The sequence below is a fragment of the Mycolicibacterium vulneris genome, from assembly GCF_002104765.1.
Taxonomy (GTDB): Bacteria; Actinomycetota; Actinomycetes; order Mycobacteriales; family Mycobacteriaceae; genus Mycobacterium; species Mycobacterium vulneris.
In genome coordinates this window covers 107,418-131,317 of the sequence record NZ_NCXM01000018.1, presented here as the reverse complement: position 1 = coordinate 131,317, position 23,900 = coordinate 107,418, and the positions used below count along the sequence as shown (strand labels likewise).

At 68.5% G+C, this 23,900-nt stretch carries 19 protein-coding genes and 2 pseudogenes; 13 read left to right on the top strand and 8 right to left on the bottom strand.

All coding sequences use genetic code 11. The annotated features are described in order from the left end of the window. Positions 1 to 135: 135 nt before the first annotated feature. Both B8W69_RS18150 and B8W69_RS18145 read right to left on the bottom strand, forming a co-directional pair. On the bottom strand, positions 136 to 1,545 hold the full coding sequence (locus B8W69_RS18150; RefSeq protein ID WP_085291188.1) for an alpha/beta hydrolase domain-containing protein: 1,410 nt from the start codon (positions 1,543 to 1,545) through the stop codon (positions 136 to 138). Positions 1,546 to 1,565: 20 nt separating this feature from the next. Next, positions 1,566 to 2,694, bottom strand: a pseudogene (locus tag B8W69_RS18145) (sigma-70 family RNA polymerase sigma factor). Between B8W69_RS18145 and B8W69_RS18140 the strand changes: the two are divergent. The 4 genes from B8W69_RS18140 (at position 2,687) to B8W69_RS18125 (ending at position 6,927) form a co-directional block, all read left to right on the top strand. After that, the gene (locus tag B8W69_RS18140) at positions 2,687 to 3,481 is read left to right on the top strand and encodes an alpha/beta hydrolase (RefSeq protein WP_245843292.1); all 795 of its coding nucleotides are present in this window, start codon (positions 2,687 to 2,689) and stop codon (positions 3,479 to 3,481) included. The pseudogene B8W69_RS18145 and the gene B8W69_RS18140 overlap by 8 nt on opposite strands. Before the next feature lie 67 nt (positions 3,482 to 3,548). Next, complete coding sequence (locus B8W69_RS18135) at positions 3,549 to 4,298, top strand: DUF2786 domain-containing protein (protein ID WP_085291185.1); 750 nt, start codon at positions 3,549 to 3,551, stop codon at positions 4,296 to 4,298. Further along, entirely contained in the window at positions 4,295 to 4,807 is a 513-nt protein-coding gene (locus B8W69_RS18130; protein ID WP_085291184.1) for a TIGR04338 family metallohydrolase, read from the top strand. The genes B8W69_RS18135 and B8W69_RS18130 overlap by 4 nt, the downstream gene beginning before the upstream one ends. A gap of 44 nt (positions 4,808 to 4,851) precedes the next feature. Continuing rightward, on the top strand, positions 4,852 to 6,927 hold the full coding sequence (locus B8W69_RS18125; RefSeq protein ID WP_085291200.1) for a beta-glucosidase: 2,076 nt from the start codon (positions 4,852 to 4,854) through the stop codon (positions 6,925 to 6,927). 41 nt (positions 6,928 to 6,968) lie between these two features. Here B8W69_RS18125 and mymT read toward each other — a convergent pair whose 3' ends face one another. Further along, entirely contained in the window at positions 6,969 to 7,115 is a 147-nt protein-coding gene (gene mymT, locus B8W69_RS18120) for a copper-binding metallothionein MymT (RefSeq protein WP_067124138.1), read from the bottom strand. A gap of 158 nt (positions 7,116 to 7,273) precedes the next feature. Here mymT and B8W69_RS18115 point away from each other — a divergent pair, with 158 nt between their 5' ends. Next, the gene (locus B8W69_RS18115) at positions 7,274 to 7,927 is read left to right on the top strand and encodes an O-methyltransferase (protein WP_085291199.1); all 654 of its coding nucleotides are present in this window, start codon (positions 7,274 to 7,276) and stop codon (positions 7,925 to 7,927) included. 122 nt (positions 7,928 to 8,049) lie between these two features. On the opposite strand, the pseudogene B8W69_RS18110 reads toward B8W69_RS18115, so the two are convergent. Further along, positions 8,050 to 8,304: pseudogene (locus B8W69_RS18110) on the bottom strand (nitronate monooxygenase); the annotation flags it as partial. 162 nt (positions 8,305 to 8,466) lie between these two features. Between B8W69_RS18110 and B8W69_RS18105 the strand changes: the two are divergent. Continuing rightward, positions 8,467 to 8,907, top strand: coding sequence for an SPW repeat protein (locus tag B8W69_RS18105; RefSeq protein WP_085291183.1), 441 nt, complete (start codon positions 8,467 to 8,469; stop codon positions 8,905 to 8,907). A 65-nt stretch (positions 8,908 to 8,972) separates the two neighbouring features. Here the strand turns inward: B8W69_RS18105 and ilvD are convergent, their stop codons facing one another. Then, positions 8,973 to 10,685 carry a dihydroxy-acid dehydratase gene (gene ilvD / locus B8W69_RS18100; protein ID WP_085291182.1) on the bottom strand — a complete coding sequence of 571 codons (1,713 nt, stop codon included), beginning with the start codon at positions 10,683 to 10,685 and terminating at the stop codon, positions 8,973 to 8,975. 123 nt (positions 10,686 to 10,808) lie between these two features. Here ilvD and ricR point away from each other — a divergent pair, with 123 nt between their 5' ends. From ricR to B8W69_RS18075, 5 genes are all read left to right on the top strand, one after another. Further along, positions 10,809 to 11,111 carry a copper-sensing transcriptional repressor RicR gene (ricR, locus tag B8W69_RS18095; RefSeq protein ID WP_085291181.1) on the top strand — a complete coding sequence of 101 codons (303 nt, stop codon included), beginning with the start codon at positions 10,809 to 10,811 and terminating at the stop codon, positions 11,109 to 11,111. Between the two features lie 146 nt (positions 11,112 to 11,257). Further along, positions 11,258 to 12,511, top strand: a complete 1,254-nt coding sequence (locus B8W69_RS18090; protein WP_085291180.1) for an MFS transporter — start codon at positions 11,258 to 11,260, stop codon at positions 12,509 to 12,511. A gap of 95 nt (positions 12,512 to 12,606) precedes the next feature. Continuing rightward, positions 12,607 to 13,662, top strand: coding sequence for a L,D-transpeptidase (locus B8W69_RS18085; RefSeq protein WP_085291179.1), 1,056 nt, complete (start codon positions 12,607 to 12,609; stop codon positions 13,660 to 13,662). A 169-nt stretch (positions 13,663 to 13,831) separates the two neighbouring features. Then, the gene (locus B8W69_RS18080; RefSeq protein ID WP_085291178.1) at positions 13,832 to 14,434 is read left to right on the top strand and encodes a TetR/AcrR family transcriptional regulator; all 603 of its coding nucleotides are present in this window, start codon (positions 13,832 to 13,834) and stop codon (positions 14,432 to 14,434) included. Next, a complete protein-coding gene (locus B8W69_RS18075) occupies positions 14,424 to 16,673 on the top strand; it encodes a molybdopterin-dependent oxidoreductase (protein WP_085291177.1) in 2,250 nt (749 codons plus the stop codon). Before B8W69_RS18080 ends, B8W69_RS18075 begins: the two co-directional genes overlap by 11 nt. On the opposite strand, the gene B8W69_RS18070 is transcribed toward B8W69_RS18075, so the two are convergent. After that, positions 16,657 to 18,645 carry a M13 family metallopeptidase gene (locus tag B8W69_RS18070; protein WP_085291176.1) on the bottom strand — a complete coding sequence of 663 codons (1,989 nt, stop codon included), beginning with the start codon at positions 18,643 to 18,645 and terminating at the stop codon, positions 16,657 to 16,659. The two genes, B8W69_RS18075 and B8W69_RS18070, sit on opposite strands and share 17 nt — an antisense overlap. Before the next feature lie 41 nt (positions 18,646 to 18,686). Between B8W69_RS18070 and B8W69_RS18065 the strand changes: the two genes are divergently transcribed. Together B8W69_RS18065 and B8W69_RS18060 are read left to right on the top strand one after the other, a co-directional pair. Beyond that, positions 18,687 to 19,358, top strand: coding sequence for a hypothetical protein (locus B8W69_RS18065; protein WP_085291175.1), 672 nt, complete (start codon positions 18,687 to 18,689; stop codon positions 19,356 to 19,358). After that, a complete protein-coding gene (locus B8W69_RS18060; protein WP_085291174.1) occupies positions 19,355 to 20,038 on the top strand; it encodes an FxsA family protein in 684 nt (227 codons plus the stop codon). The genes B8W69_RS18065 and B8W69_RS18060 overlap by 4 nt, the downstream gene beginning before the upstream one ends. Positions 20,039 to 20,044: 6 nt before the next feature. Here B8W69_RS18060 and B8W69_RS18055 read toward each other — a convergent pair whose 3' ends face one another. Together B8W69_RS18055 and B8W69_RS18050 are read right to left on the bottom strand one after the other, a co-directional pair. Continuing rightward, a complete protein-coding gene (locus B8W69_RS18055) occupies positions 20,045 to 20,593 on the bottom strand; it encodes a transcriptional regulator (protein ID WP_085291173.1) in 549 nt (182 codons plus the stop codon). Beyond that, on the bottom strand, positions 20,590 to 23,640 hold the full coding sequence (locus B8W69_RS18050; protein WP_085291172.1) for an MMPL family transporter: 3,051 nt from the start codon (positions 23,638 to 23,640) through the stop codon (positions 20,590 to 20,592). The genes B8W69_RS18055 and B8W69_RS18050 overlap by 4 nt, the downstream gene beginning before the upstream one ends. Between the last annotated feature and the right edge of the window lie 260 nt (positions 23,641 to 23,900).

Below are 23,900 nucleotides of genomic sequence, written 5' to 3'. Positions count from 1 at the left end.
GACAGGAGACCTTCACCCATCAACGACCGCTACAGCGTGTCGTCACACTTACTCAACCAACCTGCCTGGGCAGTACATCTAGCCCGGCGACGGCGAGCGCCGGAACGGCGCGAGTGAGGAGCCGGGCAATCGGACCTAAGCCCGCCCGCCGGGATACATCGCGGCGGCAAGCTGCAGGATCTCGGCGCGGTCGGCCGGCAGGATGAACCCGGCGCCGATGGCGGCGTCGAGCGCCCCGGTGAAGCCCTCCAGGTACTGGGTGCTGCCACCGGGATACAGTCGCTGAATCGTGTTGGCGTCAAACAGCTCTCCGGAGCCGAATATGGCCGACATGATGCTCTCGTCGCCGCCCAGGCCCGACGTTTTGGCGATCGGCACGTCCACCCATGGCGTCCGGATGCCGCCCCGGGCGATGCCGTTACCGTCCGGAACGGGTTGTGGCGCCGAGCTTTCGCGGACCTCGAGCGGGTCGGCGCCCGGCGCCGGTTCGCCGGTGGCGACCCAGGTGTCCAGCGCGGCGAGCGCCGCCTGCACCACATAGTGGTGCTGCGGGCCGAAGTTGATGTTGTGCGCGAGTTCCTGGCCCATCAACGTGTTGGTCGGCGTGTAGCCGGCCACGATGGCGTCGAGCGGTGCCGAGCCGCTGTCGATGAAAGCCACCTGGATCGTGTAGTTGTCGGCGTGGGCGGCACCGGCGATCTCCCAGACCCGCAGCCGGTCGTTGTCGGGCTGCCTGGCGAAGTAGTAGCCGTCGCGCGGTCCGCCGAAAACGTCGGTCTCGGTGATGACCGTGAGCAACGGGACGCGCAGTTCCGGGCGGAACGTCACAGCCTGCGTCACCGAGGATTCTTCGAAGATCGAGCTGCCGTCCAGCGGCGCGGCCGGGCCGAACCGGGAGTGGACCAGAAATCCGTCGTAGCGGGGGGCCAGCGGATCGACGGCGTTGATGTAGGTGGTGAGGAACATCGCAGACTGGGATTCGCCCAGGGCGATGACGCGTTGCGCGGGCAGGTCGCGCAGGATCGCACCAGGTACGCCATTTTTGATGAGCGCGCCGATTTGGGAGAAGATGTCGTAGGAGAACGCGTCGCCCGGGTGGCGCAGGCCCGCATACCGTTGCGGGTCTTGGCTTTTCAGCGACATGTCCGCGCCGAGCAGGCTCTCGCCGTCCTCGACCCCCACCCGCTGGGCCGACACCGCGACGTAGGCGTAACCGGAGCGCAGGATTTCGCGGTGCGCCATCATCCACACCGCGGCGGCATCGATGCCACCACTGACGTTGAGCCATTCGACGAGTACCGTCCCGTTGAACCGGGCCGGGTCGGACGGCGTCAACGCCACGATGCGGGTGGTGTAATCTGCTGAACCCGAGGGGGTTACGTCCCAACGGCCATCGGGGCCAAGCTCGCTCACCGGGGCATAGCGGCAGGCGGTGCCGGAGACGAAGAACTCCTCGACGGCGTAACCCACGTCGGCGAGGTCGAAAGCGCTCAGCAGCAGCGCCGGCTTGCCGGGGACGGGCGTCACCTGGGTGGTGTTCGTCATAAAAGAAACCTTTCTTACCTCTAGTCCGCGGACAGCGAACTGGGCAGCCCGAACTTCGTGAACAAGCTGTCGTCGAGGAAGGCCACCACGTGGGACACCTTGCCGCCCTGCACATCCAGCACGTGCAGCTGAAAGGGCACGTACACGTCACCGGCGCGCATGTACATCGCCGCCGCGAGCTGACCGTTGGCGATCAGCGGCAGCATGCGCATGTCGCCGCTGCCCTCCGCCGGGCACTGCTGGTGAATGAGGGTGATGATGGCGCCCGCGCCCTGATACCAGCCGGTGTACGGCGGCATCTCCCAGATCGCCTCGGCGGTGAACAGGCCGACGAGCCGATCGATGTCGTAGGTTTCGAACGCCGCGATGTAGCGTGCCAGCAGGTCCTGGGCCTCGGCCGAATCCGGCTGCACCAGAGCGTCTTCGGAGCTGGGCCCGGCGGTTTCGAGCTGGGAGCGGGCCCGCTGCAGCAGGCTGTTGACGGCGGTGGTGGTGGTGCCGACCGCATCGGCGACCTCGGCGGAGCGCCATCCCAACACGTCGCGCAGCAGCAGCACCGCCCGCTGCCGGGGCGGGAGGTATTGCAGCGCAGCGACAAACGCCAATCGCACCGACTCCCGCGACCCGACGACGACGGACGGGTCGGCGGGATGCTCGGTCAGCTCCGGTAGCGGTTCCAGCCATGGCACCTCGCGTCGCTCTACCAGCTCGGCGGTCGGGTCCGAGCTCGGACCGCCCAGGCCCACCGGCAACGGCCTGCGCTGGCGCCCCTCCAGCGCGGTCAGGCAGGTGTTGGTGGCGATGCGGTGCAGCCAGGTCCGCATCGAGGACTTGCCTTCGAAACGGTCGTACGCCTTCCAGGCCCGCAGCAGGGTCTCCTGCACCAGGTCCTCCGCGTCGTGCAGGGATCCGGTCATTCGGTAGCAGTGGGCCAGCAGTTCGCGCCGATACGATTCCGCGTGCGCCGATAAATCCGCGCCGGTCGCCGGGTCACCTTCAGAGTTCTGCGCGAGAAGGCTCATCCGGATGAGCCTACGCAGTGTCTGCCAACACGTCCCGCATCAGCAGCCACTACGCTGCCCCTAATGACAAGGACCTCCAAGTGAACCGCACCGAACGCAGTTTCGACGGGTTCGGCGACGTGCGCATCGTCTACGACGTCTGGACACCCGACACCGCACCGCGGGCGGTCCTGGTGCTGTCACACGGTCTCGGCGAGTACGCCCGCCGCTACGACCACGTCGCGAAGCGCTTCGGCGAGGCGGGCCTGGTCACGTACGCGCTGGACCATCGCGGGCACGGCCGCTCCGGCGGTAAGCGGGTGCTGGTGCGCGACATCCACGAGTACACCGCCGACTTCGACACCCTGGTCGGCATCGCCAGCCGGGAACACCACGGCCTCAAGTGCATCGTGCTGGGGCACAGCATGGGCGGCGGCATCGTCTTCGCCTACGGCGTCGAACGTCCGGACAACTACGACCTGATGGTGCTGTCGGGGCCCGCGGTGGCGGCCCAGGATCAGGTGTCGCCGCTGCTGGCGCTGGCAGCCAAGGTGCTCGGCGCCGTCGTGCCCGGGCTGCCGGCGCAAGAACTCGACGTCGACGCCATCTCTCGGGACCCCGCGGTGGTGGCCGCCTACAAAGACGATCCGCTGGTGTACCACGGCAAGGTGCCGGCCGGCATCGGCCGCGCGTTGCTGCAAGTCGGCGAGACCATGCCGCACCGCGCACCGGCCCTGACGGCGCCGCTGCTGGTGGTGCACGGCGAGCAGGACCGGCTGATCTCCGTCGCGGGCAGCCGTCGCCTGGTCGAGTGTGTCGGGTCCACCGACGTGGAGTTGAAGGTCTACCCGGGGCTCTACCACGAGGTTTTCAACGAGCCCGAGCGCGAGCAGGTGCTCGATGACGTGGTCTCCTGGATCACCGCTCGGCTATGAGGCGGGGAGTGTCGGCCGGCTCCCGTACTTTGGCGACAGAGCCAAGCGATGGGGGAGGAGCCGCGCTATGAGTGACGACAAGATGCTGGCGCGCATCGCCGCACTGCTGCGGCAGGCCGAGGGCACTGACAACACCCACGAAGCCGACGCCTTCATGTCCGCCGCGCAGCGGCTCGCGACGGCCGCGTCCATCGACCTCGCGGTGGCGCGATCGCATTCGGCCGAGCGGTCGGCGGCGCAGACGCCGACTCAGCGCACCATCACCATCGGGGCCCCGGGCACCAAGGGGTTACGCACGTACGTGCAGCTGTTCGTGCTGATCGCCGCGGCCAACGACGTGCGCTGCGACGTGGCCTCGAATTCGACGTTCGTGTACGCCTACGGGTTCGTCGAGGACATCGACGCCAGCCACGCCATGTACGCCAGCCTGGTCGTCCAGATGGTCCGCGCGTCAGACGCCTACCTCGCCTCCGGCGCGCATCGTCCCACGCCGACGATCACCGCCCGGCTCAACTTTCAGCTGGCGTTCGGCGCGCGCGTCGGTCGGCGGCTGACCGAGGCCCGCGACCAGGAACGGCAGGAGGCCACCAAAGACAGCCGCCGATCGCCGGGCACCGCTATCGCGTTGCGGGACAAGGAGATCGAGCTGGTGGACTACTACCGCGGTGCGTCGAAGGCGCGCGGCACCTGGCAGGCCAGCCGGGCGTCGGCCGGATATTCGTCGGCGGCGCGGCGCGCCGGCGACCGGGCCGGCAAGCGGGCGCGGCTCGGCAACAGCCCCGAACTTCCCGGGGCGCGGAGCGCGCTGAGCGGGTGACCGCGGGGAAGTCTCAACGCCGGGATTCTCAGCGCTCCAAGGTGTACGCGGCCGAGGAGTTTGTCCGGACGCTGTTCGACCGTGCCGCCCAGCACGGCTCGCAGGTGGTGGAGTTCTTCGGTACCCAGCTGACGCTGCCGCCCGAGGGGCGATTCGGTTCGGTGGCCTCCGCGCAGCGCTACGTGGACGACGTGCTGGCGCTCCCGGCGGTGCGGCAACGCTGGCCGGATGTGACGCCGCTGCGGGTGCGGGGACGACGCGCCGCCAGCGCCGCGCACTACGAAAACCACTACGGCACAGGCATTATCGCGGTTCCCGATAGGGACACCACCGATTGGGCGCTGCGCGAGCTGGTGATGCTGCACGAAGTGGCGCATCATTTGTGCCAGGCCGACCCGCCGCACGGCCCCGAGTTCGTTGCGACGATCTGTGAGCTGACGGAGCTGGTGATGGGACCGGAATTGGGGCACGTGCTGCGCGTGGTCTACGCCAAGGAGGGCGTCCGGTGAAACCCACCGACCCCGACGCGCGGGCGCGTGAGGTCGAAGCCCAGATGACCGACGACGAGCGGTTCGCGCTGCTGGTCTCGGTGATGGGGGCCGGCGACATGTGGCCCGTGCGCGACGAGCGCATCCCCGCGGACGCGCCGATGAGCGCGGGATATGTGCCGGGGGTTCCCCGTCTCGGTGTACCCGCCTTGCTGATGAGCGATGCCGGCCTAGGTGTCACCAATCCCGGTTTCCGCGTAGGCGATACGGCCACCGCGCTGCCCGCCGGCCTGGCGCTGGCCGCCAGCTTCAATCCGTCGCTTGCCCGGGCCGCGGGCGAGGTGATCGGCCGCGAGGCGCGCAGCCGCGGGTTCAACGTGCAGCTGGCTGGCGCGATGAACCTTGCCCGCGACCCGCGCAACGGCCGCAATTTCGAATACCATTCCGAGGACCCGCTTTTGACCGCGACGATGGCCGCCGAGTCGGTCGAGGGCATCCAACGCCAGGGCGTCATCTCGACGGTCAAGCACTACTCGCTGAACTGCAACGAAACCAATCGGCACTTCCTGGACGCGGTCATCGATCCCGACGCGCACCGCGAATCCGACCTGCTGGCCTTCGAATTGGCGATCGAGCGCTCGCAGCCCGGCGCCGTGATGACCGCCTACAACAAGATCAACGGCGACTACGCCGCAGCGAACGCCGTCCTGATCGACGACGTGCTTAAAGGCGCCTGGGGGTACCGCGGCTGGGTGATGTCGGATTGGGGCGCCACGCCGAGCTGGCAGTGCGCCCTGGGCGGCCTCGATCAGGAGTGCGGGGCCCAGATCGACGCGCTGCTGTGGCAGGCCGAGTCCTTCGGTGCGCCGCTGCGCGACGCGTACGCCGACGGCAGGCTGACCGCGGAGCGCTTGTCGGACATGGTTCGCCGGATCCTGCGATCCATGTTCGCCGTCGGCGCCGACCGCGGTGCCGCGGCGCCGGAACCGGACCTGGCCTCGCACAACGAGATTGCGCTGGAGGTAGCGCGGCAGGGAACGGTGTTGTTGACGAACGGAGGCCTGTTGCCGCTGGCGCTCGGGTCGAGCACACGCGTCGCCGTCATCGGCGGGTACGCGCACGTGGGTGTGCCGGCCGGGTACGGTTCGAGCACCGTCGTCCCGCCGGGCGGATACGCGGGCGTGGTGCCGATCGGCGGCTCGGGCTTGGAGGCCGGGATGCGCAATCTGTACCTGCTGCCGTCGAGTCCGCTGGAGGAGTTGCGAAAACTACTCCCGCAGGCCCAGATCGAGTTCGATCCCGGCGTCAGCCCGGCCGAGGCGGTGCGGGCGGCGCACACGGCCGACGTCGCGATCGTGTTCGCGGTCCGCGCGGAGGGCGAGGGTTTCGACATCGGCGACCTCTCGCTGCCGTGGGGCCAGGACGAGCTGATCGCGGCGGTCGCGGCAGCCAACCCCAACACCGTGGTGGTGCTGCAGACCGGCAATCCGGTATCGATGCCCTGGCGCGATGCGGTGAATGCCGTTGTGCAGGCGTGGTTTCCGGGCCAGGACGGCGCCCGGGCCATCGCGGAGATCCTCACCGGGACGGTGAATCCCTCGGGCCGGCTACCGATCACCTTTCCGGTCGACCTCGCCCAGACGCCCCGCCCGCAGCTGCCCGGCGCCGGCGAGCCGTGGGGGACACCCACCACGATCGACTACGCCGAGGGAGCCGACGTCGGCTACCGGTGGTTCGCCCGGCGCGGCCACGACCCGATGTTCGCCTTCGGTCACGGGTTGTCCTACACCAGGTTTGACTACCGCGACCTGGTGGTCGGCGGCGGAGAAACCATCAGCGCGAGTTTCAGCGTCGTCAACGTCGGCGACCGCGCCGGGGCCGACATACCTCAGCTGTACCTGACGGCAGCCGCCGGCGAACCGTGTTTACGGCTGCTGGGATTCGAGCGGGTGGACCTCGCGCCGGGCGCGACCCAGCGGGTGACTGTCGAGGCCGACCCGCGACTGCTCGCCCGCTATGACGGCAGCGCCAAGAGTTGGCGGATCCGCCCGGGTGTCTATACGGCCGCGGTGGGCACGTCGGCGATCGCGATGCGGCTGCAAGCCGCGGTCGAGCTGACCGGTCGTACGTTCGGGCGATAAGTCACAGGGGCTACGCCCGAACGCACGACCGGCCCGGCGGGTTACTTGACGGGGGTCAGCGCGTCGCCGCACGTGCAGCGGTACGGCTCACCCGAACCCGAGCAGTGGCAGGGGACCTCGATGCGGACGCGACAGCCGCAGCCTTCGTGACCGCACGTCAGCTCGGTTCCGGCCTCGTAAGTTGCCATTCAACTCACCCTTTTCCTGTTGTGGTGATTCTTGCGGTGCGAGTCGACCGCACCCTGACTATATACCCCCCATGGGTATAGGGTAAATGGCCGCGACCTGTTCTATACCAGCCCGGCCGTCCGTGCCAACGGGGCCGGGCGCGGCTAGCGTGGGCGCCATGACCGAGAACCCATCCCCCAAAGACGTCGACGCATTCTTGGACAGCACAGTGGTGGACGGCGACCCGTCGTTGAGCGCGGCCCTCGAGGCCAGCGACGCGGCCGGCTTGCCGTCGATCGCGGTGTCGGTGCAGCAAGGAAAGTTCCTGAGCCTGCTCGCCGGCGCCATCGGTGCGCGCAACATCCTCGAGCTCGGCACGCTGGGCGGTTTCAGCACCATCTGGCTGGCGCGCGGCGCCGGCCCGCAAGGACGAGTCGTGACGCTGGAATACGAGCCTAAGCACGCCGAGGTGGCGCGGGCCAACCTCGTGCGGGCCGGCCTCGCCGATCGGGTGGAGGTGATCGTCGGAGCCGCACTGGATACGCTGCCGACGGTGACCGGTCCGTTCGATCTGATCTTCATCGACGCCGATAAGGAGAACTACCCGGCGTACCTGGAGTGGGCGGTGCGACTGGCCCGCCCCGGCGCGGTCATCGTGGCGGACAACGTGATTCGCCAGGGCCAGATCCTTGATCCGGAGTCCAATGCCGAAGCGCAGGCGGTGCGCCAGACGCTGCAGGCGATGGGCGAGCACCCGCGGCTGGACACCGCGGTGCTCCAGACTGTCGGCGCCAAGCGCTGGGACGGCTTCGCGTTCGCGTTGGTGCGGTAGGCCTCAACGGTGGGCGAGGTCGGCGACGGCCTGTTCGGCGGAGGTGAGTTCGCCGATCCGCAAAGCGGTTTCGCCCGCGTGCAGGGCCGCGCTGTCTAACCAGGAGTTGGGCACGCCGGCCACCGCGCGTCAACGTAGACCGCGACGTGCCGACGATGAACGAAGGGTATCAACAGGTTTACCGCGACCGCGCGGCGCGGCGCCTGCGCGCGCACCCGCTCGATGGACGTTCGTAGCCGCCGGGGCGTGTCGATGCCCAGCGTGCCCAGTCCGCCCGCCCGGGCGACCGCGCCTGCCAGTGCCGCGCCCGCCAGTCCGCCGCCCATGCCGGCCTGCCCGACCGGAACATCGAGCCGCAGCCGGTCCGCGATATCCATGACCCACGACGCTACGCGCGTTGTCCATCCGCCAACGTCGCGGGGGCCTGCCGGGGCAACGATTTTCGTTGCTGGCCAGCGGCGCGCGGGCGTATTCTTGACGGCAGATGGATGGGTGCGGCCATGCTCAAAAGGCTTGCCGCATAACAGAAAGGTCACAAAATGAGTACAGTCCATTCATCAATCGATCACCACCCCGATTTGTTGGCTCTGCGTGCGCGTTACGAGCGCGTGGCCGAGTCGATGAGCGCGCATGTCACGTTCGGTCTGGCCCTGCTGACGGGCCTGTACGTCGCCGCGTCGCCGTGGATCGTCGGATTCAACGGCACGGCATCGCTTGCCACGTCCGACCTGATCGTCGGGATCGCGGCGGCCTTCCTGGCCTACGGGTTCGCGACGACGCTGGATCGCGCGCACGGCATGACCTGGACGTTGCCGGTGCTGGGCCTGTGGGTCATCGTCTCGACCTGGATCCTGCCGGGCGTCGTGATGACCACCGGCATGACCTGGTCGAATGTCGTCGCGGGTGCGTTGTTGGCGTTCCTGGGCTTCAACGCGACCTACTTCGGCATGCGCACCCGCGCGACGGGCACCCACACCTGATCGCGAACCCGGTTAGGCCGCAAGGCAATTCGCCCGCCCGGGCCCAATGAGGCCCGGGACGGCGATCAGCCGCAGACCGCGCCGATGGCGGCCGAGCTGACCAGCTTCACGTACTTGGCCAGCACGCCGGTCTTGTAGCGCGGCTCCGGCGGGCTGAAATCCTTTCGCCGAGCTTCGAATTCGGCCGGATCGGTCAGCACGTCGAGCACGTGGTTGGCCACGTCCAGGCGGATCCGATCGCCGTCGCGCAGGAACGCGATCGGTCCGGCGTCGACCGCCTCGGGCGCGATGTGGCCGACACACAGGCCGGTCGTGCCGCCGGAGAAGCGGCCGTCGGTGAGCAGCAGCACGTCTTTGCCCAGACCGGCGCCCTTGATGGCGCCGGTGATGGCCAGCATTTCGCGCATGCCGGGGCCGCCCTTGGGTCCTTCGTAGCGGATCACCACCGCGTCGCCCTTGGTGATAGTGCCGTCTTCCAAAGCGTCCAGTGCGGCCCGCTCACCGTCGAAAACCCTTGCGGTGCCCTCGAACACGTCGGAGTCGAATCCCGCCGACTTGACCACCGCACCCTCGGGCGCCAGCGATCCGCGCAGGATGGTGATCCCGCCGGTCGGATGAATGGGATTACTCAGCGCGCGCAGCACCTTGCCGTCCGGGTCGGGCGGGGCGATCTCGGCCAGGTTCTCGGCCACCGTCGCACCGGTCACCGTCAGGCAGTCGCCGCGCATCAGCCCGGCATCCAGCAGCGCCTTCATCACCACCGGCACGCCGCCGATGTGGTCGACGTGGGACATGACGTGGCGGCCGAACGGCTTGACGTCGGCCAGGTGCGGCACCTTTGACCCGATCCGGCTGAAATCGTCGAGCGACAGCGCGACGCCGGCCTCGTGGGCGATGGCCAGCAGGTGCAGCACCGCGTTGGTCGAGCCGCCGAACGCCATCACCACCGCGATCGCGTTCTCGAAAGCCTCCTTGGTGAGGATGTCGCGCGCGGTGATGCCGCGCCGCAGCAGTTCGACGACGGCCGCGCCGCTGCGCCGCGCGAACCCGTCGCGGCGGCGGTCGGTCGCCGGGGGCGCCGCGCTGCCCGGCAACGACATGCCGAGCGCCTCGGCGGCGCTGGCCATCGTGTTGGCCGTGTACATGCCGCCGCACGCGCCCTCGCCAGGACAGATCGCGCGCTCGATGGCGTCGACGTCCTCGCGGGGCATCAGACCCCGGGCGCAGGCGCCCACCGCCTCGAACGCGTCGATGATGGTGACCTCTCGCTCGCTGCCGTCGGACAGCTTGGCGACCCCGGGCAGGATCGAACCCGCATAGAGGAACACCGAGGCCAGGTCCAGCCGGGCGGCGGCCATCAACATGCCGGGCAGCGACTTGTCGCAGCCGGCAAGCAGCACCGAGCCGTCCAGGCGTTCGGCCTGCATCACCGTCTCGACGCTGTCGGCGATCACCTCGCGCGACACCAGCGAGAAGTGCATCCCCTCGTGGCCCATCGAGATGCCGTCGGACACCGAGATGGTGCCGAACTCCAGCGGGTAACCGCCGGCCGAGAACACGCCCTCCTTGACCGCCTTGGCGAGCCGGTCCAGCGAGAGGTTGCACGGGGTGATCTCGTTCCACGACGACGCGACGCCGATCTGCGGCTTGGCGAAGTCCTCGTCTCCCATGCCTACCGCCCGCAGCATGCCCCGGGCGGCGGCCTTCTCCAGGCCGTCGGTGACGTCACGACTACGCGGCTTGATGTCGGCGGTTGCGGCCGAATCGGTGGTGGGCATCGTTCAAGTATGCGCTGGCCAGTCGCGATGCCAATTTCCGGGGTTATACCCCGACGGGGTATAAGCTGGAGTTCGGCGTGATGCCGCCGCAGAGCGGGTGATTGGCAGGGGAGACAGATACAGATGACGAACGACCACGGGTATTCGCAGCAGAAGGACAACTACGCCAAGCGGCTGCGGCGCATCGAGGGCCAGGTGCGGGGCATCGCCCGGATGATCGAGGAGGACAAGTACTGTATCGACGTCCTCACTCAGGTCAGCGCCGTGAACAGCGCGCTGCGTTCGGTCGCCCTGAACCTGCTCGACGAGCACCTGAGCCACTGCGTCACCCGCGCGGTCGCCGAGGAGGGGCCGGAGGCCCCGGAAAGAGCCCAAGCCAAGCTCGCCGAAGCCTCCGCCGCGATCGCACGCCTGGTTCGTTCCTGATTTCGTTCTTCATTGGTGATGTAGTTGAGACCTGTGTCCCGGTCCTGATTCAGGGGGAGGCGCAGTTGCGGTCCGTACGGTAAGGCAGTGTGATCGCATTAGGCGCGACAACCCAGGAAGTGGGTAGTCCGGCCGATACAGACGCCATGACTGCCGAAATCAACGCTGCCGCGCGAACGTGGACCCCACGGATCGCGGCTCAGTTGGCTGTGCTGGCCGCCGCGGCCTTCACCTACGTCACCGCCGAGATTCTGCCGGTCGGCGCGCTGCCGGCCATCTCCCGCGACCTGCACGTCAGCCTGTTTGCGGTCGGAACGCTGTTGACCTGGTATGCCTTCGTGGCGGCCCTGACGACGTTTCCGCTGGTGCGCTGGACCGCGCATTGGCCGCGGCGCCGCGCGCTCATGCTCAGCCTGACCTGCCTCACCGCCTCGCAGGTCATCTCGGCGCTGGCGCCCAATTTCGCGGTGCTGGCCGCCGGGCGGGTGCTGTGCGCGGTCACCCACGGCCTGCTGTGGGCGGTCATCGCGCCGATCGCGACCAGGCTGGTGCCGCCGAGCCATGCCGGGCGCGCCACCATGTCGATCTACGTAGGCACCAGCCTCGCGCTGGTGGTGGGCAGCCCGCTGACCGCCGCGCTGAGCCTGCTGTGGGGCTGGCGTTTGGCCGTCGTGTGCGTCGCCGTGGCGGCCGCCGCCGTCACCCTCGCCGCCCGGCTGATGCTGCCTGAGATGGTGCTCACCGAGGATCAGCTCGCCCACGTGGGTCCGAGGTCGCGACACCACCGCAACCGACGGCTGATCCTGGTGAGCGTGCTGGCGATGATCGCGGTCACCGGCCACTTCGTGTCCTACACCTACATCGTCGAGCTGATCCGCAACGTCCTCGGCGTGCGCGGGCCGAACCTCGCCTTCGTGCTGGCCGCCTATGGGCTGGCCGGCCTGCTGTCGTTGCCGCTGGTGGCGCGGCCGCTGGACCACCGGCCCAAGGGCGCCATCATCCTGTGCATCACGGGTCTGACGTCGGCGTTCGTCGTGCTGACCGGGCTGGCGTTGGGTGGTAGGACGGGCGTGGCCACCGCGCTGATCGGGACCGCCGCCATCGTGCTGTGGGGGGCGATGGCCACCGCGGTCTCCCCGATGATGCAGTCCGCCGCGATGCGCAACGGGGCCGACGACCCCGACGGGGCGTCGGGGCTCTACGTGACCGCCTTCCAGGTCGGCATCATGGCCGGCTCGCTGGCCGGCGGCCTGTTCTACGAGCGCAGCGTCACGATGATGCTGACCGCTTCAGCGGCCCTGATGGCCGTCGCGCTCATCGGCATCGTGGCCAACCGGCGGATGCTGGATGTTGCTCCGACAAGCTCACCCGATTCATATCCGCCCAGCTCAAACCTGTAATCGGCGCCCTTTCCGGGGCGCGCGCAACCGGCGGTGGCGGTAGCTGGCGCGGCCCCTATGCCACACTGTCTCGAGACACGAGTGGAGGTATGCATATGTCGGGCTGGACGAGGGCCGGTACCAAGAAGGGCCTCTTCGCCGCTCTGAACGCCGCCGGTTTGGCGTCCGTCCTGGGCTTGGTGCTGGTGCTGAGTGCGGCTCCCGCACTGGCGGATCCGGACCCGGCGCCCGCTGACCCGGGCGCGGTCGCGGCTCCGCCCGGACCGCCGCCGCCACCCGACCCGCTGGCGCCGCCGCCGCCGGCCGACCCGCTGGCGGCCCCGCCGCCGCCCAACCCGCCGCCGCCCAACCCGCTGGCTCCGGCGCCATGGCTTCCGCCGGGTGCGCAGCCCGCCGCGGCCCCGGCCGATGGGCAGAACAACACGCCGTTCACCGGCACGGCCCCGTTCGGGCCGCCGTCGTTCGTCCCCAAGGGCGGCTCGACCGTCGGTGTGGCCCAGCCGATCATCATCAACTTCCCCGGAACGGTCGAGAACGCCGACGCGGCGATCGGCGCCGTGCACGTCTCGTCGGTCCCGCCGGTGCCCGGCAAGTTCTACTGGATGACCCCGACCCAGCTGCGCTGGCGGCCAATCAATTTCTGGCCCGCGCACACCGCCGTAACCGTCGACGCCGGCGGCACCGTGTCCACCTTTCAAACCGGCGACTCGCTGATCGCCACGGCCGACGACGCGACTCACCAGCTGACCGTCACCCGCAACGGCACCGTAGAGAAGACCTTCCCGATGTCGATGGGCATGACGTCGGGCAATCACCAGACCCCCAACGGCACCTATTACGTGCAGGACAAGAAGGCGTCGGTGGTGATGGACTCCTCGACCTACGGGGTGCCGGTCAACTCGACCTACGGCTATAAGGTGACGGTGGAGGACGCGGTCCGCTTCGACAACGTCGGCGACTACGTGCACAGCGCGCCGTGGTCGGTGGATGACCAGGGCAAGCGCGACGTCAGCCACGGGTGCATCAATATCAGCCCCGCCAACGCCAAATGGTTCTTCGACAACTTCGGTCCGGGTGACCCGATCGTGGTGAAGAACTCCAGCGGTGGCAACTACAAGAAGAACGACGGATCCGCCGACTGGCTGAACTAACCCGCATCAACCACGCAGAATCGCCCATTTCCTATTCGGAGATGGGCGATTTCGCGTCTGTGCGCGCGTCAAGGCGCTGAGCAATCGTGCGATCCGCGAAAAAGGGGCTTCCGCTTAGGAAGCGGTTATATATAGCATCATACATAACTGCGACATCTGAGGAGCTTCGATGCGTGGTCCACGCGAGCGGATGGTCGTTTCTGCCGCGCTGCTGATCCGGGAGCGCGGGGCGCGCGCCACCGCGATCTCCGATGTGCTCGAGCACAGCGGCGCGCCCCGCGGATCGGCCTACCACTACTTTCCCGGCGGGCGCACCCAGCTGCTCTGCGAGGCCGTCGACTACGCCGGCGAGTACGTCGCCGCCGTCATCGCCGGCGCCGACGACGGCCGGCAACTGCTGGACACGTTGATCGACCAGTACCGTCGCCAGCTCCTCGACAGCGACTTTCGCGCGGGCTGCCCCATCGTGGCCGTCTCGGTCGAAGCGGGCGAGCAGCACGACGCCGAACGCACGGTGATCGAACGCGCCGCGGCGGTCTTCGACCGATGGACGGACCTGATCGCCGCGCGGTTCATCGCCGACGGCATCGCGCCGGAGCGGGCGCGCGAATTGGCGGTGATGGCCACCACCTCGCTCGAGGGTGCGATCGTGCTCGCGCGGGTGCGACGCGACCTGATGCCCCTCGACGTCATCCACCGCCAGCTGCGCGACCTGCTGGCGGCGGCGTCTTCTGGTCAGGCGCTCGGAAAGGAAACCCACGATGACCGGTGAATGGCAATCCAGCGCGTGCATCCTGTGTGAATGCAACTGCGGCATCGTCGTCCAAGTCGAAGACCGCCGGCTGACCCGCATCCGCGGTGATAAGGCGCACCCGGCCTCGCAGGGCTACACCTGCAACAAAGCGTTGCGGCTGGACCACTATCAGAACAGCGGCGCCCGGCTGACCTCCCCGCTGCGCCGCCGCGCCGACGGCAGCTACGAGGAGATCGATTGGGACACGGCGATCGTCGAGATCGCCGAAGGCTTCAAGCACATTCGCGACAGCTATGGCGGCGACAAGATCTTCTACTACGGCGGCGGCGGCCAGGGCAACCACCTGGGCGGGGCGTACAGCGGCGCCTTCCTCAAGGCGTTGGGGTCGCGCTACCGCTCAAATGCGCTGGCGCAGGAGAAAACCGGTGAGTCCTGGGTCGACGGGCACCTCTACGGGGGCCACACCAGGGGTGAATTCGAGCACGCCGAGGTCGCGGTGTTCGTCGGGAAGAACCCGTGGATGTCGCAGAGCTTTCCGCGAGCCAGGGTGGTGCTCAACGAGATCGCCAAGGATCCGACCCGCTCGATGATCGTCATCGATCCGGTGGTCACCGACACCGCCAAGATGTCCGACTTCCACCTGCGGGTGCGACCCGGCACCGACGCGTGGTGCCTGGCCGCACTTGCCGCCATCCTCGTCCAGGAAAACCTGTGCAAAGAAACATTTCTCGGCGAGCACGTGCGCGGCGGAGATGCCGTGCGCGCCGCGCTGCGCGAGGTTCCGGTGGACGACTACGCCCAACACTGCGGGGTCGACCAGGAACTGCTGCGTGCGGCGGCGCGGCGCATCGGAACGGCCGCCAGCGTCTCGGTGTTCGAAGATCTCGGCGTACAGCAGGCACCCAACAGCACGCTGTGCTCCTATCTGAACAAGCTGCTGTGGATCCTCACCGGCAACTTCGCGAAAAAAGGTGGCCAGCACCTACATTCGTCGTTCGCTCCGCTGTTCGGCCAGTTCTCCGGGCGCACACCGGTCACCGGCGCCCCGATCATCTCCGGCCTGGTACCCAGCAATGTGGTGCCCGAGGAAATCCTGACCGACCACCCGGACCGCTTCCGGGCCATGATCGTGGAAAGCAGCAATCCCGCACACTCGCTGGCCAACTCGGCCGCCTGCCGGGAAGCCTTTCAAGCCCTGGAGCTGATGGTGGTCATCGACGTCGCGATGACCGAGACCGCCAGGCTCGCACACTATGTGCTGCCCGCCGCCTCCCAATTCGAGAAGCCGGAAGCCACCTTCTTCAACCTGGAATTCCCGCACAACACCTTCCACTTGCGCCGCCCATTGATGGAGCCTCTGGCGGGAACCCTGGCCGAGCCCGAAATCTGGGCCCGGCTGGTGCGGGCGCTCGGGGTGCTGGACGACGCGGATTTACGGCCACTGCACGAAGCCGCACGAAACGGCCGGCGAGCCTACACCGAGGCGTTTCTCGGCGCCATGGTCAATCCGACAATGGCGCAACTACTTCCGTACGTGCTCTACGAAACGCTCGGGCCGACCCTGCCGGAAGGGTTACGCGGTGCGGCCGCCCTGTGGGGCCTTGCTCAAAAGACCGCCATGAGCTATCCGGATGCGGTGCGGCGCGCCGGGCACGCCGACGGCAACGCACTGTTCGACGCGATCCTGAACAACCCGTCGGGGGTGACGTTCACCGTGCACAACTACGAGGACGACTTCACGCTGATCAGCCACTCCGACCACAAGATCGCGTTGGAAATCCCGTCGATGCTCGAAGAATTGAAGACGCTGTCCCGGATTCCACCCCAACTCACCACGCCGGAGTTCCCGATCGTGCTGTCGGTGGGGGAGCGGCGCGCCTACACCGCCAACGACATCTTCCGCGACCCGACCTGGCGCAAACGCGACGCCGAGGGCGCGCTGCGGATCAGCGTCGAGGATGCCCAAAACCTCGGACTCGCCGCGGGAGACCGGGCCCGCATCAGCACCGCGGCCGGTAGCGCCGAGGCCACCATCGAGATCACCGAGACGATGATGGCCGGGCATGCCGCCCTGCCCAACGGTTTTGGACTCGAGTACGTCGACGACGAGGGACGCACCGTTATCCCCGGTGTCGCGCCGAACGTGCTCACCTCGACCGAGTGGCGCGATCCTTACGCCGGCACGCCGTGGCACAAGCACGTACCCGCGCGGATCGAGCCGGCCCGGATGCCGAGCGGCGTCAGTTCCAGATCTTGACCCGGCTGTCGGGCTCCAGGGACAGCGCACCGGAGTCGGCGCCGTCGAAGGCGTCGTAGAACGCGTCCATGTTGCGCAGCACGCCGTTGCAGCGGAACTCCGGCGGCGAGTGCGGATCCACCGCCAGGCGCCGGATCGCCTCCGCGTCACGGGATTTGGTGCGCCACACCTGGGCCCAGCCATAGAAGACGCGCTGCACGCCGGTGAGGCCGTCGATCACCGGCGCGGGCTGGCCGTTCAGCGACAACTGGTAAGCCAGCAGCGCGATCGACAGGCCGCCCAGGTCGCCGATGTTCTCCCCGACGGTGAATGCACCGTTGACGTGGTGGTCACCGGCCAGGCCGCGCGGCGTGTAGGTGTCGTACTGCTCGATGAGAGCCCTTGTGCGGGCGCCGAATTCGGTCCGGTCGGCGTCGGTCCACCAGTCGACCAGGTTGCCGTCGCCGTCGTATTTGGCGCCCTGGTCGTCGAAGCCGTGGCCGATCTCATGGCCGATCACCGCACCGATGCCGCCGTAGTTGGCCGCGTCGTCGGCCTCGGCGTCGAAGAACGGCGGCTGCAAAATCGCTGCCGGGAAGACGATTTCGTTCATCCCCGGGTTGTAGTAGGCGTTGACCGTCTGCGGCGTCATGAACCACTCGTCTTTGTCCACCGGCCCGCCGAGCTTGGCCAGCTCACGGTCGTGGTTGACCGCGTAGCCGCGCTGGTAGTTGCCGTACAGGTCGCCGCGGTCGATCACCAGCGAGGAGTAGTCACGCCACTTGGACGGGTAGCCGACCTTGGCGGTGAACTTCTCCAGCTTGGTCAGCGCCCGCTCCCGGGTCTGCGGTGTCATCCAGTCCAGGTCGCTGATGCTCATCCGGTACGCCGCCCGCAGGTTCGCGACCAGCTCGTCGATGCGGGCCTTCGCCCCGGGCGGGAAATGCCGCTGCACGTACAGCTTTCCGACGGCGTCGCCCATCAGATTCTCCACCAGCGACACCGCGCGCTTCCACCGGTCCCGGATCTGCTCGGTGCCGGTCAGCCGCCGGCCGTAGAAGTCGAAGTCGGCGGACACCAGCTCGTCGGTGAGCCAGGCGGCCCGCGCGCGGATCAGCCGCCACCGCGCCCAGCTCTTCCACACCTCGAGGTCCTCGTTGCGCCACAGCTCGGCGAAGGTGCGCAGGTAATCCGGTTGGCGCACAATCACTTCCGCTAGGGCATCGGGGTTCGCGCCGAGTGCGCCTGCCCAGCCGGCCCAGTCGAAGCCCACCGATTCGTCGCGAAGCTCGGCGAACGTGCGCAGGTTGTAGGTGAGGTCGGCGTCGCGGCGCTTGACCACATCCCAGTGCGCCTCGGCCAGCCTGGTCTCCAGCGCTACGATGCGCTCGGCGGTCTGGACGTGGTCGGCCGGGTCCCCGCCAAACACCAGGCCGAACATCCGCGCGATGTGCGCGGGGTAGGCCTCCAGCACCTCGGCGTGCCGCTCCTCGCGGTAGTAGGACTCGTCGGGCAGCCCGAGGCCGGACTGGGTGAAGTGCACCAGGTAGCGAGCCGAGTTCTTGGCGTCGGTGTCCACGTACACCCCGACGCCGCCGCCCGCGCCGGTGCGCTGCAGCGCGCCGATGGCCCGGGCGAGCGCGTCGGCGTCGGCGGCCTCGTCGATCACGGTCATCTCGTCCAGCAGCGGTCGCACGCCGCGGCGCTGCACGGTGTCTTCGTCGAGGAAGCTGGCGTACAGGTCGCCGATGCGCTGCGCGTCGTCGTCCGCGCCGGCCGAACCCTGCTGGCTGGCCTCCACGATCAGGTCGCGCACCTGTTCTTCGGCGCGGTCATACAGCTGCCGGAAGGCGCCGTCGGTGGCCCGGTCCGCCGGTATCTCGTATTCGGCCAGCCAACGACCGTTGACGTGACCGAACAGGTCGTCTTGGGGGCGGATGCTTTCGTCGACAAAGCTCAGGTCGATGCCCGAGCGGATGGCCGTATTCGTCACCCCGCCATCCTTCCATCTTTCCCGGATGCAACGATCGGGCCATGTCCGAGGGCGAGCGAAGTGAGCCACCTGTCGAAGAAAATTCCGTTGACGTCGCCCCCGACGACGACTCGACCGACGACGACTCCAACGGCGTCGACGAAGACGAATCCGAAAGCGCCGAAGTCTTCTCCCATTACGGCATCGCGTCGGCGGTGCTCGGTGTGCTGTCGGTGGCCGCGGTGGTGCTCGGCTTCATCATCTGGTCCGACCACCGCGACCAGGTCGCCGAGCGCGGCTACCTGAGCCGCGCCATGCAGACCGCCGCCGACTGGGCGAACGTGTTGATCAACATGAACAGCGGCAACGTCGACGCCAGCCTGCAGCGGCTGCACGACGGGACGGTCGGCGAGCTCAACACCGACTTCGACGCCGCCGTGCAGCCCTACAAGGCGGTCGTGGAGAAGCTGCAGTCCAAGAGCGCCGGGCGGATCGAGGCGGTGGCGATCGAAACCGTGCACCACGATTTGGACACCCAGCCCGGCGTCTCGAGGCCGGTGGTCACCACCAAGCTGCCGCCGTTCGCGAGCCGAACCGACTCGGTGATGGTGATCGCCACGTCGGTCAGCGAAAACGTCGGGGCCAAGCCGCAAACCGTGCACTGGAACCTGCGGCTGGACGTCTCCGACGTGGACGGCAAGCAGATGATCTCCGGATTGGCGTCGATCCGATGAGGAACATCTGGCGGCTGTTCGCCTTCGACATCCTGGCCCCGCTGACCGAGATCGCGGCCCTGCTCGCCATCGGGCTGGTGCTCGGCTGGCCGCTGTGGTGGGTGTCGGCATGCTCTGTGCTGATCCTGCTGATCGTCGAAGGCATGGCGATCAACTTCTGGCTGCTGCGCCGCGATTCGGTCAGCGTCGGCACCGACGACGACGCGCCAGGGCTGCGGTTGGCTGTCGTGCTGCTGTGCACAGCGGCGCTGGCCGCGGCCGTGGTGACCGGCTACACGCACTGGACTAGGGCGGACAACGACTTCACCAACGACTCGCGCCAGGTCGTTGCGATCGCCACCGGCATGGCGGAAGCGATGGCGTCATTCAGCCCCACCGCCCCGACCGGCTCCATCGACCGGGCCACGGCGATGATCGTCCCGGAGCATGCGGCCGCGTTCAAGGAGCAGTACAGCAAGTCCAGCGCCGATCTGGCCCAGCACAACGTCACGGCGCAGGCCACCACGGTGTCGGCCGGAGTCGAGGCCCTCGGGCCGTCGGCGGCCAGTGTGGCGGTGATCCTGCGGGTCACCCAGAACACCCCGGGACAGCCGCCCAGCCAGGCGGCGCCGGCGCTGCGGGTGACGCTGACCAAGCGGGGCAGCGACTGGCTGGTCGCCGACGTGCTGCCGGTCAGGTAGCCGTGATCAGTTGGTTTCGGCGGACCGGGCGGACTTCACCTTGACGAACCGGTCCGACAGCCGCCGGATCCGGATCATCAGCGCGGCCGTCGGGCTGGTGCTGCCGTCGAGGTAGCCGCCCAGCTCCTCGGCCGTAACCCCGATGCGGGACGCGAACTCCTGCGGGGCCAGCCCCGATCGATCGATCAGGAGCCGCACGTGACGCGCCACCTCGGCGCGCTCGTTGGCCTCCAGGTGGGTGCGGGCCCGCTCGAGCACCTCCCACAGCGCCTTGGCGATGCCGTATGGCCGGGTGCCTTCGAGGACCTCCTCGACCTGGCGGGCGGTCCGTCCGTAGGGGTCGCGCTTCAGCGCGCCGGCGATGCGCTTCCAGGTCGCGATGTCACCACCCTGCAGGGCGGAGCGGATGGCCGCGGTCGGCCAGAATTCCACCGGCTGGTCGGGGTCCTGGAAGGACCCGGACGGTCCTCCTGACGGTCCATTGCCGCGCGGACGCTGCTCGGGGCCCGGCCGGTGGGGCGGCGGTGCAGGGCGTCGGTCGGGTGCCAACGTCACCTCGCCTCCTCCAGCATCGCTACGGCCACGGCCAGGCAGCGTCGCCTGATTTCCTCCCAGTCCGCGTTAGCGTCGGCTTCCGATCCCTGGTCTTCCGGGTAATCGCAGGGGTCGGGATCTGCGAGTCGACGGACCAACTGGGTGGCAATCCACTGCCGCCTGGATGTTTTACAACAGTAGTACCTGTCCATTCCGGCCAGCACCACTGCGGCGGTCTCGGGCTCCAACGAATCGACCATGTCTGCAAAATCGGCATAGTCGCGCCGACTGTTACGGCACATGATCAGGTAGCCCTTGAGCCGCAGGGTTTCGGCGCCGGTCGGGACCAGCAGCCGGTCACCGGTGGGCAGCTGCACGTTGGTGGTCTCCACGGGGCTGCGCCGCTCGTATCTCGGTCCGTCGCCGGCCGTCACGGTGTCCGTGCCCGTCTCCAGCGCGTCGATTGCGACCGACAGGCGTCCGCGCCACAGCGTCACCGGGTGAACGGGCCGGTCCGGCCCGGCGATGGCCTTGGCGATGCCGTTGCGCGAGGTCAGGCCGCCGACCAGCTTCTTGGCCGCCAGGGAGCCGTTGGTGTTGCCGTTGGTGCCGGGCTTCTTGTCGCCGGCGCCCATGCCGACGCTGACTTTCTCCTCGCTGAGGGCGACCTGGTGGGGGATCTGCGCGGGTCCCAGGCCGCGGGTCTGGTCCTCGTCCGGGCCCGGCGACGCCTGCGCGGCGTTGCGGCCGCAGCCGGTGAAGGCGAGCGGATCGGTGACGCAGATGGCGTCGGGCGCCAGGTGCTTGAGCTTCGCGGCGGACTTGAGCACCATCCGCAGGTCGGCGTTGGGCGCCACCAGCGCCGAGATGTCGTCGGGGATGACCACCACGTCGCCGAGGTCGACTTCGGGCAGTGGCCGGTCGAAGTCGACCGACGGCAGCACCCGGGACAGCCACGGCGGCAGCCACCAGTTCCACTGCGCGAACATCGCCATCAGCGCAGGCACCATCACCAGCCGCACCACGGTGGCGTCCACCGCGATCGCGACCGCGCACGCCACGCCGATCTCGGCCACCAGCGGCATGCCGGCGAACGCGAAGCCGATGAACACCGCGATCATGATCAGCGCGGCGCTGGTGATGGTGCGGGCGCTGGTGCTTACGCCGTAGGCCACCGCGTCGCGGGTGTTGCCGGAATGCAGGAAGCGCTCCCGGATGCGGGTGAGCAGGAATATCTCGTAGTCCATCGACAACCCGAAGGTCATCGCGAGCACCAGCGGGGGCACGGTGCTGTCGATCGAGCTGATCTGGGCGAAGCCGAGATCCTTCAGCCAGCCCCACTGGAACACCATCACCAGGCTGCCGTAGGCGGCAGCGACCGATAGCAACGTCATCAGGACGCCCTTGAGCGCCAGGAAGACCGAGTGGACCGAGACCAGCAGCATCACGAATGCGATTGCCGCGACGATGGCCAGCACCAGTGGCTCGGTCGCCGAGACCTGGTCGTCGAAGTCCTTGATCAGCGCGGTCGGACCGCCGACGTCGACGCGCGCCGTGCCCGCCTCCGGAACTTTGGGCAGCTGCGCGCGCATCCAGCCGACGGTCTCGCGGGCCTTCATGTCCTCGGGGTCCACCGACAGCACGGCGGACAGCAGCGCGCTGCCGTTGTCCTCGGCGAACTGAGGCGGCGTCACCGAGACGATGTTGGGTGCCTGCGACATCCGCTGGCGGATCGCACCGACGGTGTGGCTGTGTTCGGGGGAGGCCGCGCCGCCGTCGGGGAAGTTGATCAGCACCCGGATGGGGCCCAGCGCACCGGGACCGAGGGCTTGGGCCGCGGCGCCCACCCCGGCGCGGATTTCGTGCGACGAGTCGAACTGGCGGAGCAGGCTGTTGCCCAGCACCATCGACGCCGCCGGCGCGGCCATCACGAGCAGCACCAGCGATGCCGCCAGCGCGGACACCCACGGCCGGCGCATCACCCAGCCGATCCAGCGGTTCCAGAACCGGGACTGGGTGCTTTCGGGCCGCCGCGACCAGTGCAGGAAGCCCGACCGCTTGGCGGCCGCCCGTCCGAACGTCGCCAGCGCCGCCGGGGTCAGGGTCGTCGAGGTCAGCATGGCCACCGCGACGGCCAGGATGGCGCCGGTGGCCATCGACTTCAGCGCCGGGGTGTTGATCACATAGATCCCGGTGAGGGACGCGATCACCGTCATGCCGGACAGCACCACCGCCAGCCCGGAGGTGGCCATCGCGGCGTCGACGGCTTCGCGGGGCTGGCGCCCGGTGCGCAGCTCCTCCCGGAATCGCATCAGGATGAACAGTGAATAGTCGACGGCCAGTGCGATCCCGAACATGGACACCGTCGAGGTCACGAACACCGACATGGTGGTGTAGGCGGACAGCAGATAGACCAGGCCCATGGTCACCACGACCGTGCAGATGCCCAGGGCCAGCGGGATGGCGGCGGCGGCCAGCGACCCGAACACCGCGAGCAGCACGATCAGGATGACCGGCAGGTTCCACTTCTCGGCGGCGGCGATGTCGTGCTTGGTGTTGGCCGCGGCGGCGGCGGACAGCGCGCCCTGGCCGATGACGTAGAGGCGCACGCGGCCGTTCGCGGTCTGGCCGGGCTGGTCGCCCTTGATGCCGACCTTGGTGCGGAGCTGCTTGGCGACGTCGCTGGTGTTGCGGGAATCCAGCCGCACCGAGAGCACGTAGGGCCGGTCGGGCTGCGGGGGCCGCTGGGTGGGGTTGGGGATCTCCGTGGTGCCGGGGATGCCGGCGGCGATCTGTCGCAGCTGCGCGACGGCGTCGTTCATGTCCTGGTAGCTGGCGTCGGGCCGGGGCGCGGCCACCAGCGCCAGCGACGATCCGCCCTGGTCGTGGTAGAGATCCTCCAGCTGGTCGTGCACCGCCAGCGACTGCGATCCGGCCACGTCAAACCCACCGCCGGTCAGGTTGCCCGACTGCGTCAACGCCAGGTAGACCGCCGGAACCAATGCCAGCAACCAGCCCGTGAAGACCAACCAGCGGTACTTACGCAGGCTGCGGCTGAGGCGCATCATTAACTGCTGGATTTCGTCGCTCCCCGCTCTCGCTAACGCGTGTTGGCGACGATACCGCAGCAGCCTGTGGATTATGTGGCCTTATCTAGTTCCTGAGCTGCGGTGACGGCGTTGTTGTCAAGACGCTGCGAAGATGTTGTGAACCGGTGACCAAGCGGGATTTCGGTCACACATCCGGCCCGGCCGTCGTTCGGACTGGCAGGGGTGATATCGGCGATGGCAGGATGTCGGAGGCCCGCGAGGCCCGCGAGGCCCGGGGA

Bases quoted from the DNA above. Each gene is read 5' to 3' on its own strand.
- B8W69_RS18150 (WP_085291188.1), bottom strand. From the start codon at position 1,545: ATGACGAACACCACCCAGGTGACGCCCGTCCCCGGCAAGCCGGCGCTG.
- B8W69_RS18135 (WP_085291185.1), top strand. From the start codon at position 3,549: ATGAGTGACGACAAGATGCTGGCGCGCATCGCCGCACTGCTGCGGCAG.
- B8W69_RS18125 (WP_085291200.1), top strand. From the start codon at position 4,852: ATGACCGACGACGAGCGGTTCGCGCTGCTGGTCTCGGTGATGGGGGCC.
- mymT (WP_067124138.1), bottom strand. From the start codon at position 7,115: ATGGCAACTTACGAGGCCGGAACCGAGCTGACGTGCGGTCACGAAGGC.
- B8W69_RS18115 (WP_085291199.1), top strand. From the start codon at position 7,274: ATGACCGAGAACCCATCCCCCAAAGACGTCGACGCATTCTTGGACAGC.
- B8W69_RS18105 (WP_085291183.1), top strand. From the start codon at position 8,467: ATGAGTACAGTCCATTCATCAATCGATCACCACCCCGATTTGTTGGCT.
- ilvD (WP_085291182.1), bottom strand. From the start codon at position 10,685: ATGCCCACCACCGATTCGGCCGCAACCGCCGACATCAAGCCGCGTAGT.
- ricR (WP_085291181.1), top strand. From the start codon at position 10,809: ATGACGAACGACCACGGGTATTCGCAGCAGAAGGACAACTACGCCAAG.
- B8W69_RS18090 (WP_085291180.1), top strand. From the start codon at position 11,258: ATGACTGCCGAAATCAACGCTGCCGCGCGAACGTGGACCCCACGGATC.
- B8W69_RS18085 (WP_085291179.1), top strand. From the start codon at position 12,607: ATGTCGGGCTGGACGAGGGCCGGTACCAAGAAGGGCCTCTTCGCCGCT.
- B8W69_RS18080 (WP_085291178.1), top strand. From the start codon at position 13,832: ATGCGTGGTCCACGCGAGCGGATGGTCGTTTCTGCCGCGCTGCTGATC.
- B8W69_RS18075 (WP_085291177.1), top strand. From the start codon at position 14,424: ATGACCGGTGAATGGCAATCCAGCGCGTGCATCCTGTGTGAATGCAAC.
- B8W69_RS18065 (WP_085291175.1), top strand. From the start codon at position 18,687: ATGTCCGAGGGCGAGCGAAGTGAGCCACCTGTCGAAGAAAATTCCGTT.
- B8W69_RS18060 (WP_085291174.1), top strand. From the start codon at position 19,355: ATGAGGAACATCTGGCGGCTGTTCGCCTTCGACATCCTGGCCCCGCTG.
- B8W69_RS18050 (WP_085291172.1), bottom strand. From the start codon at position 23,640: ATGATGCGCCTCAGCCGCAGCCTGCGTAAGTACCGCTGGTTGGTCTTC.